1 protein-coding gene is annotated in these 696 nt (G+C 64.1%); it reads left to right on the forward strand.

The window, feature by feature from the left end; genetic code table 11:
* Positions 1–19: 19 nt before the first annotated feature.
* Positions 20–696 (forward strand): cyclopropane mycolic acid synthase family methyltransferase (locus tag A5673_RS30585; RefSeq protein WP_082958626.1); only part of this gene is annotated, 677 nt, incomplete at its 3' end.

A 696-nucleotide genomic window follows, 5' to 3' on the forward strand; every position in this document is an offset into this window, starting at 1 on the left:
TTACGAAGAGTCGCAATCGATCTATGACGTTTCAGACGAGTTCTTCGCGCTCTTCCTAGACCCGACGATGGGGTACACCTGCGCGTATTTCGAGCGCGACGACATGACGCTCGAGGAAGCCCAGTTCGCCAAGATCGACCTGTCACTGGGGAAGCTCGGGCTCGAGCCGGGCATGACGCTGCTCGACATCGGCTGCGGCTGGGGTGCCACGATGCGCCGCGCCATCGAGAAGTACGACGTGAACGTCGTCGGCCTGACGCTGTCGGAGAACCAGGCCGACCACGTGCAGAAGATGTTCGACCAGATGGACACGAACCGCTCGACGCGGGTGCTGCTGGAGGGCTGGGAGAAGTTCGACGAGCCGGTGGACCGCATCGTCTCCATCGGCGCCTTCGAGCACTTCGGCCGCCAGCGCTGGGGCCACTTCTTCAAGATGGCCTACCGGGTGCTGCCGGCCGAGGGCGTCATGATGCTGCACACCATCACGCGTCCCACGTTCAAAGAGGCCAGGGCGCAGGGCAATCCGCTCACCCACGAAGTGGTCCACTTCACCCAGTTCATCCTGGCCGAGATCTTCCCGGGCGGCTGGCTACCGACGATCCCGTCGGTCGAGGAGCACGCGGAGGAGGTCGGCTTCAAGATCACGCGCACCCAGTCGCTGCGGCTGCACTACGCGACGACCCTCGAAACGTGGGC

This window comes from Mycobacterium sp. E3198 (assembly GCF_001667015.1).
GTDB lineage: Bacteria > Actinomycetota > Actinomycetes > Mycobacteriales > Mycobacteriaceae > Mycobacterium.